The sequence below is a fragment of the Paenibacillus sp. EKM301P genome, from assembly GCF_011800295.1.
Classification (GTDB): Bacteria; Bacillota; Bacilli; order Paenibacillales; family Paenibacillaceae; genus Paenibacillus; species Paenibacillus polymyxa.
Genome location: NZ_JAALFM010000068.1, coordinates 1 through 681, shown reverse-complemented (window position 1 = coordinate 681; position 681 = coordinate 1). Strand labels below are relative to the sequence as shown.

At 55.4% G+C, this 681-nt stretch carries 1 rRNA gene; it reads right to left on the bottom strand.

The features are described 5' to 3' along the window. Position 1: 1 nt before the first annotated feature. Positions 2-681, bottom strand: a 23S ribosomal RNA gene (locus HFD99_RS24845); the annotation flags it as partial.

The window sequence follows — 681 nt, the reverse complement described above, 5'->3', positions numbered from 1 at the left end:
TTAGGATAAGCCCTCGACCGATTAGTATTGGTCAGCTCCATGCATTACTGCACTTCCACCCCCAACCTATCTACCTCGTCGTCTTCAAGGGGTCTTACATACTGGGAAATCTCATCTTGAGGGGGGCTTCACGCTTAGATGCTTTCAGCGCTTATCCCTTCCGTACATAGCTACCCAGCGGTGCTCCTGGCGGAACAACTGGTACACCAGCGGTACGTCCATCCCGGTCCTCTCGTACTAAGGACAGCTCCTCTCAAATTTCCTACGCCCACGACAGATAGGGACCGAACTGTCTCACGACGTTCTGAACCCAGCTCGCGTACCGCTTTAATGGGCGAACAGCCCAACCCTTGGGACCTACTTCAGCCCCAGGATGCGATGAGCCGACATCGAGGTGCCAAACCTCCCCGTCGATGTGGACTCTTGGGGGAGATAAGCCTGTTATCCCCAGGGTAGCTTTTATCCGTTGAGCGATGGCCCTTCCATGCGGTACCACCGGATCACTAAGCCCGACTTTCGTCCCTGCTCGACTTGTAGGTCTCGCAGTCAAGCTCCCTTCTGCCTTTGCACTCTTCGAATGATTTCCAACCATTCTGAGGGAACCTTGGGGCGCCTCCGTTACTCTTTAGGAGGCGACCGCCCCAGTCAAACTGCCCACCTGACACTGTCCTCGTACCGGAT